The sequence below is a fragment of the Asticcacaulis sp. genome, from assembly GCF_027484505.1.
Taxonomy (GTDB): domain Bacteria; phylum Pseudomonadota; class Alphaproteobacteria; order Caulobacterales; family Caulobacteraceae; genus Asticcacaulis.
On sequence record NZ_JAIXSV010000158.1, the window covers coordinates 1 to 9,587 of the forward strand.

At 61.7% G+C, this 9,587-nt stretch carries 7 protein-coding genes; 5 read left to right on the plus strand and 2 right to left on the minus strand.

The genetic code is table 11. The annotated features are described in order from the left end of the window. Positions 1–114 precede the first annotated feature (114 nt). On the minus strand, positions 115–2,115 hold the full coding sequence (locus tag Q0072_RS10045) for a transglycosylase domain-containing protein (protein ID WP_298329258.1): 2,001 nt from the start codon (positions 2,113–2,115) through the stop codon (positions 115–117). Between the two features lie 312 nt (positions 2,116–2,427). Here Q0072_RS10045 and Q0072_RS10050 point away from each other — a divergent pair, with 312 nt between their 5' ends. From Q0072_RS10050 to Q0072_RS10060, 3 genes are all read left to right on the plus strand, one after another. Continuing rightward, the gene (locus tag Q0072_RS10050) at positions 2,428–4,020 is read left to right on the plus strand and encodes an ATP-dependent DNA helicase RecQ (protein ID WP_298329260.1); all 1,593 of its coding nucleotides are present in this window, start codon (positions 2,428–2,430) and stop codon (positions 4,018–4,020) included. 96 nt (positions 4,021–4,116) lie between these two features. Then, positions 4,117–5,337, plus strand: coding sequence for a multidrug effflux MFS transporter (locus Q0072_RS10055; protein WP_298329264.1), 1,221 nt, complete (start codon positions 4,117–4,119; stop codon positions 5,335–5,337). Further along, positions 5,330–6,205: a DMT family transporter gene (locus Q0072_RS10060; protein WP_298329267.1), complete on the plus strand. Its 876-nt coding sequence runs from the start codon at positions 5,330–5,332 to the stop codon at positions 6,203–6,205. Before Q0072_RS10055 ends, Q0072_RS10060 begins: the two co-directional genes overlap by 8 nt. A gap of 3 nt (positions 6,206–6,208) precedes the next feature. Here Q0072_RS10060 and Q0072_RS10065 read toward each other — a convergent pair whose 3' ends face one another. After that, complete coding sequence (locus Q0072_RS10065) at positions 6,209–6,871, minus strand: dienelactone hydrolase family protein (protein WP_298329270.1); 663 nt, start codon at positions 6,869–6,871, stop codon at positions 6,209–6,211. A gap of 191 nt (positions 6,872–7,062) precedes the next feature. Here Q0072_RS10065 and Q0072_RS10070 point away from each other — a divergent pair, with 191 nt between their 5' ends. Both Q0072_RS10070 and Q0072_RS10075 read left to right on the plus strand, forming a co-directional pair. Further along, on the plus strand, positions 7,063–9,090 hold the full coding sequence (locus Q0072_RS10070; protein WP_298329273.1) for a TonB-dependent receptor: 2,028 nt from the start codon (positions 7,063–7,065) through the stop codon (positions 9,088–9,090). A 181-nt stretch (positions 9,091–9,271) separates the two neighbouring features. Continuing rightward, the coding region (locus Q0072_RS10075) for a transposase (RefSeq protein ID WP_298329278.1) at positions 9,272–9,587 on the plus strand (316 nt) is incomplete at its 3' end.

Genomic DNA, 9,587 nt, shown 5'->3' on the forward strand with positions numbered 1-9,587 from the left:
AATCATTCCGCTCAAGCCGCCATTGAGGCGGCGGCCAAGGTGGCAAAGCCACCGCCCGGCGAGGGGCGAAACAAAAATCTAGATCATTATGTTTCTACCAGAAATCATAATGATCTAGGGATTGCGCTTCTGGGCGTCCTTTTGAGCATCCTCAAACACTTCGTCGAGGGTTTGCGGGGTTTCCGTCTTCGCCGGTTGCGCGGGTTCGATGGTGACCGTCGGGGCCTCAGCGCTGGCCGCTGTGCCGAGCAAGTCATCGACGGCTGTGGCCGCCCCCGTATCGAGCGTACCCGTTCCGGTGGGAATGGTCGAAACCTTGATTCGCGTCAGGGCGCGCGACATGTATTCGCGCCAGATGGCGGCCGGTGTACCGCCACCGGTCACCTTGGCCATTTGCGAATTGTTGTCGCGACCGACCCAGACGGCGGTGGTGAAACCGCCCGTATAGCCGACAAACCACGCATCGCGGTAATCGGAGGTGGTGCCCGTCTTGCCGGCAATATCAAACTGCGACAGGCGCACACCCGACCCCGTACCTGAGCGCACCACTTCGCGCATCATCTGGTTCATATAGCCGAGCGCTGGGTTGTTGATCACCAGGGCCCGGCTGTCCGCCGCGCTATGCTGATAGAGGACCTTGCCCTTGGTGGTGCGGATACGCACGATGCCATAGGGCGCGACCTTATAGCCGCCATTGGAGAAGGGCACATAGGCGCGCGCCATTTCCAGCGGCGTCACATCGGCGGTGCCGAGTGCCATGGCCGGATCGGTATTGATCTTAGAGGTGATGCCCAGACGGCGCGCGGTCGCGGCCACATTGGAGCGCCCCACCTGATCGGCCAGACGGGCGGCGACCGTATTGATCGACTGCGCCAGAGCCGTGGTCAGGGTGATGTCGCCCAGATATTTGTTGGTGTAGTTGGCGGGCGTCCAGCCGTCGATGGTGACGGGCTCATCTACCACAGGCGTATCGGGGCGGAACTGACCGCTTTCCATGGCCGTCAGATAGACGAAGGGCTTGAAGGCCGAACCCGCCTGACGCTTGGCGTCGATGGCGCGGTTAAACTGACTATCGGAATAGGAGACGCCACCGATCAGGGCGCGCACCCGGCCTTCGCCGTCGATAGAGACCAGCGCGGCCTGCTCCACCTTTTTCTTAACGTCGCGCTCCATCATCGCCTTGACGGCGCGTTCGGCGTCGGTCTGGATCGGCAGGTCGAGCGTGGTTTCGACGATAATGTCGTCTTTGAGCTGGCTGAGGTCGATCATCTGACCGATCTCGGATTGCAGCCAATCGACGTAGTATTGTGCGTGTTCGGTGGCGAGCGTGCGCGACACCTTGATGCCCGTCTTGAATACGTCGGCGCGCTGTTCGGGCGTGATGACCTTGGCCTCCACCATCTCGTTCAGCACGATCTCGGTGCGCCGGATGGCGCGGTCCTTGTCCGACAGAGGCGAATAGCGCGACGGGCCCTTCATCATACCGGCCAGCATGGCCGCTTCGCCGATGGTCAGGTCCTTGGCCGGTTTGTTGAAATATCGCTGAGCGGCCGCTTCGATGCCGGTCGCGCCGCCGCCGAACCACACGCGATTGAGATAGAGCGCCAGAATCTGTTTCTTGGTGAACTTCATCTCCAGCCATACGGACAGGATCAGTTCCTGCACCTTGCGCTTCACATTCTGGTCGTTGGAGAGGAAGAGATTACGCGCCAGCTGCTGCGTGATGGTCGAACCCCCGGCGAGGTTAGAGCCTTCCTTGCGCGTCGCATTGCGGATCAGGGCGCGGCCGACACCGATGGGGTCAAAGCCGAAATGGTGATAGAAGCGGCGGTCTTCGATGGCGATAAAGGCCGCGGGCACATAGTCCGGCAATTCGTCGATATCGACCGGCGGCGCAAACTGTGAGCCGCGCACGGCCACCAATGCCCCGGAGCGATCCAGATAGGTGATGGAGGGCGCACGGTCCGTCTTATACAGCGACGACGTGTCGGGCAGATCCAGCGAAAAGAACGCGATAAAGCCGACGGCGAAAATCACCGCCCAGACGGCGAATACCATTAACCAGTACAGGATAGCCTTCACGGGCGGACGCTTCATATCAAAGGCGAGAGCCATACATTATCCCCACGACACCGCCATTGCCTAACCGGGCAAGCGGCGTTTCGCTTATGCTTCATGCAAAGATTTCGTTAAGGATATATCAAAGCCTGCGGCGCGCGTCCCTTATATTTGCGCATCCGACGCCTGATTTCTCCGTGCCGCGCCTGTAGCGGCACACGTCATCCTGTCATGGTCGTCCCCGTTCGACAAATGACCGGCAATTCCGGCAAAATTAAGGGCGATAAAAAAACACCGCTGGCTCTTGTATCCTGTCCCCCGAAACAGCTTATAGGAAAGGGGTCAAAATTCAGATGAACGGACCGCCCGATGCTTCTTGATCACCCTCATGACCCCGTACCGGAGGCCGCTTACGGCCTGTCGGGCCCCGGTCTGGAGCGGGTGCGCTCGGCGCGCGAGACCCTGAAAAGCGTTTTTCATTATGACGATTTTCGTGGTCAGCAGGCGCGCGTCATCGCGGCCATCCTCAATGGCGAGGACGTGCTGGCCATCCTGCCGACCGGGGGGGGCAAGAGTCTGTGCTATCAGATACCCGCCCTGATGCGGCCGGGCTTTGGGCTGGTTATCTCGCCGCTGATCGCGTTGATGGCGGATCAGGTGCAGGCGCTGGTCAAGAAGGGTGTGCGCGCCGAACGGCTCGACTCCAGCCTGTCGATGGAGGCCCGTTATCAGCTATGGGACCGGGCGCAAGACGGTGAAATCGACCTCCTGTATCTCTCCCCTGAAGCGCTCACTCAGGGCTTTGTGCTCGACAAGCTGTCGCGCCTGCCGGTCAATCTGATCGCGATTGACGAAGCGCACTGTGTGTCGCAGTGGGGGCATGACTTCCGCCCGGAATACCGGGCGCTGGGCAAGCTCAAGTCCCTGTTCGGGAAGGTCCCGACCCTGGCCCTGACCGCCACAGCGGACCCGCATACCCGTGCCGATATCAAGAAGGCGCTGCATATCGAAAATGCCGCCGAGGTCATCGACAGCTTCGACCGTCCGAACCTCAGCTTACGCCTGATGCGTCGCGCCGGCAGCGCCCAGAAGATGATCCTCGACATGCTGCGGCGGCAAAAGAATGCGTCGGGCATCATCTATGCCGGGTCGCGTGATGGGGCCGAAAAGCTGGCGCGGCAATTGTCGGCCGAAGGTTTCAAGGCGGACGCTTACCATGCCGGTTTGCCGGCCAAGGTGCGCGACGAGCGGCTGCACGATTTTCTGGCCGATCGCACCAAGATCATGGTGGCCACTATTGCGTTCGGGATGGGCATCAACAAGCCCGATGTGCGCTTTGTCATCCATGCCGATCCGCCCTCATCGCTGGAAGCCTACTGGCAGGAGGTGGGCCGCGCCGGGCGTGATGGCAAACCGGCGTCTGGCGTCTGCCTCTATAGCTCGACCGATCTTGGCTGGTCGCTGCGGCGTCTGTCGATGCGTGAAAATGAGACGGGGACTGACCTGTCTGTTCAAAAGCAGAAGGCCTTGGATTTTTTCCGCTTTGTCCATAACCCGGATTGTCGCCGCAAAGGCGTGCGGCGTTACTTCGGTGAAGCGGCGGGCGACAACTGCGGCACCTGCGACAACTGTTTGTCGCGTGCGCCGGTGGTCGATGCCACGCAAGCCGCGCAGATGCTGATGTCGGCGCTTTACCGCTTCAATAGCCCGCGCGGGCGCAAGAAGCTGATCGAGCATGTGCTGGGGCAGAATGCGCAGGACTATGGCTCGCGTCTGTCCACTTTTGGCTGCGCCAAGGGACACTATAAGGCTGACTTTCTCACCGATGTGCTCGACCTGTGCGAGGCCGAGGGGCTGATCGTCGAGGAGCTTTACGACGGCAAGATGCCTATTGTGGCGCTGGACCGCGAACGCTTTGCGGGCCTGATCCGCGGGGAAGTGCATCTGGCGCTAAAGGTATAAGGGTTACATTTGTTGACCGCCGCTCTGATGACATAACTTGACCCGCTGACGGGGTACGGCCATTACCGCCGCTACTTCCCCTTATGTGTGTGTGTCATGTCCGCTCCCGAAGCCGCGCCGCCGGCGCTCAAAAATCCGTTTCTGGTGATCTTTACGCTGGGCGCGCTTTCGACCATCAGCCCCTTCGCCATCGACATGTATCTGCCCGCCTTCGGTCAGATCGCGGCGGACTTTCACACCAGTTCGGCCGCCGTCGGCCTGTCGCTTTCGACCTATTTCGCCGGTATGGCGCTGGGACCGCTGATTTATGGGCCTTTGCTGGATCGCTATGGCCGCAAACCGCCGCTCTATGCCGGGCTGGCCCTGTTCGTTCTGACCTCAGTCGGCTGTGTGTTTGCGCCCAATATCGACGCGCTGATCTGGCTGCGACTGTTTCAGGCGCTGGGCGGTTGTGCCGCTTCGGTGGCGGCTATGGCGCTGGTGCGTGACCTGTTTCCGCCGAAGGATACGGCCAAGATCATCTCGCTGATCATCCTGACCATTGGCGTGTCTCCGCTGCTGGCCCCGACGCTGGGCGGGCTGGTGACCACCTGGCTCGACTGGCATTGGGTGTTCGCGTTTCTGGCGGCGATTGTGGGCCTGATCCTGATACTGGTGCTGACGGTACTGCCCGACGGCAAGCCTGCTGATCCGGCCCTGTCGCTTAAACCCCTGCCGATCCTGACCACCTTCTTAGGCCTCTATCGCAACCCCGCCTTTGTCACCTATCTGTTTGCGGGTGGGTTTTCCTTTGGCAGCCTGTTTATCTACGTCTCGGCCTCACCCATCATCTTCATGGAGATATTCCACATCAGGCCAGACATTTACGGCCTGATCTTCGCCGGGCTCAGCGTCGGCTTTATCGGCTCCAGCCAGCTCAATGTCTTCGTCAACCGGCGTTACAGTTCAAAACAGATCTTGCGCGTCGCCCTGAGCATACAGTGCGTGTTCGTGCTGGCGTTTTTGCTGGCGGCGGCCAACGGCTGGCTGAATGTGTGGGGCACGGTCGCCCTGCTGTTCCTCATCCTGTCCTGCCTCGGTTTTATCGGCCCCAATTCGTCAGCCACCGCCATAGGCAGTCTGACCCGCGACATTGGTTCCGGCTCGGCCCTGATGAGCTTTACGCAAATCGGGCTGGCGACCCTCGTGTCGGCGGTGGTGTCGGCGCTTCAGGCGCAAACCCTGACGCCGATTGTGCTTGTCATGACGCTGAGTGTGCTGATTGGGCGCGTTGTCCTGTTTGTCGGTGAACGCTTAGGACGCCCCGCACATGACTGAGGGCGCGGCCGGACGTTACGCCCTGTGGGCCATTATCGGCGTCATCGGCGGCATGTTGTCGTTTCAGTTCGGCGCCGGCATCGCCAAGTCGCTGTTTAGCAGCGTGGGGCCGCTGGGGGCGACGGCCCTGCGTCAGACACTGGCGGCTATCTTCCTGATGGCGCTGTTTCGTCCGTGGCGGAATTGGCCGCCGCGCTCGGCGTGGAAGTGGCTGATCATTTTCGGGCTCAATCTCGGCCTGATGAACCTGTGCTTTTATCTGTCGTTTCAGCGCATCCCGCTGGGCATTGCCGTCGCCATCGAATTTATGGGCCCGCTCAGCGTGGCCGTGTGGAGTTCGCGCCGGGCGCTGGATTTCGTCTGGATTGCCTGCGCCGCCACGGGCTTATGGTTTTTGTTACCTAACGCGGGGGGCGGGGCGCTTGATCCTATCGGTGTGGCGTTGGCGATCGCCGCTGGCGTCGGTTGGGCCAGCTATATCCTTTTGGGGCAAAGGGTCGCCCAGCGCGTGCCCGAAGGGCAGGCCGTCAGCTTTGGCGTGGCCTTTTCCTGCCTTGTCACCCTGCCTCTGGCCCTGATCACCATCGGCGCGCCGCTGTTCAAACCGCAGATACTGCTGACGGGGCTGATGGTGGCCCTGTTGTCGAGCGCGGTGCCCTATACGCTGGAAATGTTCGCGCTGAAACGCATCCCGGCGCGCACCTTCAGCATCCTGATGAGCCTTGAGCCCGCCCTCGCGGCCCTGTCCGGTCTGATCCTGCTGCACGAGGCCTTAAGCCCGCAGCAATGGCTGGCGATTGCGCTGGTGGTGCTGGCGTCGGGTGGTTCGGCCCTGACGGCGCGACGCGCCCGGATCGCTCCTCAGTAGATATCAGAGATTGTCACCCAGGAAATCGATGGTACGCTCCCACGCCAGATCGGCGGCGTCTTCGTCATAGACTTCCGGGCGGGTCTTGTTGAAGAAGGCGTGATCGGCGTCGTAGCTGTAAAGCTCCGGGTGGCGACCGGCGGCGCGCATGTCGCTTTCGATCTTGGCCACGACTTCCGGGGTGACCCAGTCGTCCTTCTTGCCGAAATGGCCCTGAAACGGGATGGCAATATCGCCCGGCTTGGCAAATTCACGCGGGGGCACACCATAGAAGCAGACAGCCGCCGAAAACCCGCTCAGACGCGCGGCGGAGGCAATGGTCAGGGCCCCGCCCATGCAGAAGCCCATCACCGCCACCTTGTCATTGATGTCCTTGAGATAGGCCAGAGCCGCGGCAATATCCTCATGCACCGCGCCGGGGAAGTCGAGGCCGTTCATCATGTGGCTGGCCTCATCAGCGTCTTTCGTCACACGGCCATGGTAGAGGTCCGGCGCAAGGGCGTTGAAGCCTTCGGCGTCAAAGCGATCGACAATCGCCTTGATATGATCATTGAGGCCCCACCATTCCTGCAATACGATGACGCTGGCGCGTGCCGGATCGACTTCCGAACGGTAGGCCGACAGCGTGCCCCCATCGGGGCGGGTGAGTTCAATCATCTGGCCCATGCGGTAATCCTCGGATATGTTTTTGGTTTTTGGCGGTGCGGTAGGGCTACCATAAATTCATTCGGCCCACCCTGTAAAGCCATCTGCGCCGCCCTATATCCTCTGGGTGCGGGTTTAATGCTGCGTTGCAACCGTTTGTCAGCGCTTTTTCGAGATCGGGTGTGTGGTGGATCTATGGGAGGCATAAGGCGATGGCAGTCTTAGTAGGGTGGCTGCTTGGCCTGTCTCTGGCCGCACCGGCTGGGGTAGAAGAGGCCGAGATTGTCGTGCGTGGACGGCTCAAGCCGTTTCGCGGCGATGCGGCTTTTTCGACCCTCAGCGTCGGCAAACCGGCCATAGAGGCCGCCAGTAGCCTCGACGAGGCCCTGAAGGCAGAGGCGCAGGCCTCCCTGTTTCGGCGGCAATCCAGCCTGAGCGCCAATCCGACCATTCAGGGCCTGTCCTTGCGGGCCATAGCGCCGTCCGGAGCCGGGCGGGCGCTGGTGACGCTGGACGGCGTACCGCAGAACGATCCGTTTGGGGGTTGGGTCATCTGGGCCGGTCTGCCCGTGGACGCCATCGACCGCGCCCGTGTGGTGCGCGGCGCGGGCGGCGGGGCCTATGGCGCCGGGGCGCTGACGGGCGTTGTCGATCTCGACCTCGCGCCGCCGCAGAGCGGGGTGTCGGGTGGTGTGGATTGGGGTGATAGCGGAAGTTGGGGGGCTCAGGTCAATGGCGGCGTAGGGGGCTTAAGCCTGCACTACAGCCGCGCTCGCCGATACGGCGATGCCGCCGTGCGTGGCACCCAGCGCGGTGCGGCGGATGAAGGCATCTTCGGTGATGATGAGGCCATGCTGGCGACGTGGCGCGGTGAGGCGAGGGGACACGATCTGACCCTGATGGCGGGACGTTACGACAGCCGCCGCGATACCGGCCTGTCGGGGGCCACGGCGCGTGCCAGGGGTCATCAGTATGCCCTCAGCCTGACCCGCCCCACCGGAGATACAGGCGACGGCTACCGGCTTCAGGTCTGGTATCGTGACAGCGACCTCTCCAACCGCTCCGTATCAGTCCTGAGTGGGCGTGCGGGCACAAGTCTGGCCAATGATCAGTTTGCCACGCCTGCCGAAGGCTACGGTCTGAATGCCGCCTGGCGCGGTGAAAGCGCGACCAGCGAATGGGAGGCCGGTATCGACGCCCGCCGCAGTGAAGGTCAGGCGCGCGAGCGCTTCCGCTACGTCAGCGGCATAGCCACGCGCTACCGCCAAGCGGGCGGGCGCACCGATCTGGCCGGGCTCTATGTGCAGGGTACGCGGCGTTTCGGTTCGGTAAGCCTGACCGGGGCGGTGCGCGCCGATAACTGGCGGGCGACCCGTGGGTTTCGCCGCGAAACGGATCTGAGCAATGGCGCTTCGGTTCTGGATTTACATCCCGCAAACGCTGATGCGACGGTCGTATCGGCCCGTCTGGGCCTGACGCGGCAAGCGGGTGTCCAGCAATGGCGCGCGGCGGTCTATAATGGCTTTCGGCCGCCGTCCCTCAACGAGCTTTATCGCCCTTTTCGCGTCGGCAATGACGTCACCGAGGCCAATAGCGCCCTGAAACCGGAAACGCTCAGCGGCATCGAAGTGGGCTGGCGTTATGCGGCAGACGGGCTAAGCGTCGATCTGGGTGTGTTCCATAATCGCCTGCGCGACCCAATCAGCAATATCACTGTGGGTTTTGGGCCGGGCACCTTCCCGACGGCGGGCTTTATCCCGGCGGGCGGGGTGTTGCGGCAGCGTCAGAACGCCGGTGAGGTGCGGGCCACGGGGGTGGAACTGTCGGCCCGCTGGCAGGCGGCTGAGCGTCTGACCCTCACCCTGTCCGGTACGGCCACCGATGCTGAGATGGCCGGTGGCGATCCGGCCCTGAATGGGAAGCGCCCGGCGCAGGCCCCGGCCTATCTGCTGTCGGTGGGCGGGGAGTATCGGCTGGACCGGACGCGGCTCAGTGCCGAGGGACTGTTTATCGGCGAGTCTTTTGAGGACGACCTTAACCGTCAGCGCCTGTCTCCGGCGGTGAGGTTGCGATTGACCGCTGAGCGCCCCGTGACAGACGAATTAAGCGTTCGCCTGAGCGTTGATAACGCTCTGGACACGGACATACCGATCCAGCGCACGGCCGATGGTGTGCTGAGTTATGACAACCGCCGTTCGGTGATGCTGTCTCTGCGTTGGCGCCAGAGCGCAATCCGATAAAGTGCGATAAAAGCGTCTTGGCACTTTTCGGAAAAATTGCGCGACCAAACAAAAACATAGAGCATTGGTCGGCTTAACTAAGCTGACCAATGCTCCACATCTAGATCGGTATGAAATTTAGCTGAATCGGGATTCCCAAATCAGAGAGGATATGATTCACTTTGTCCGACAGGAGGAAGTGATGGGTCGTCCTTTATCGATGGATTTGCGAGAGCGGGCTATAAGTCGCGTTCAGGCTGGAGAGAGCACACGGTCTGTTGCTGAGGCATTAGGCATTGCGCCTTCGAGCGTTACCAAGTGGTGGCATCGCTACAAGGCCACAGGCAGTGTGTGTCCGGGTCAGATGGGTGGTCACAAGCCGCGTGTTTTAGTCGGGGCGCAGCGCGCTTGGCTTTTGGGGCGCACGCAAAGTGATTTTACGCTGATGGGGCTTGTGCGGGAACTGGCGGAGCGCGGGGTGAAGGTTGACTATCGGTCGGTGTGGAACTTTGTGCATG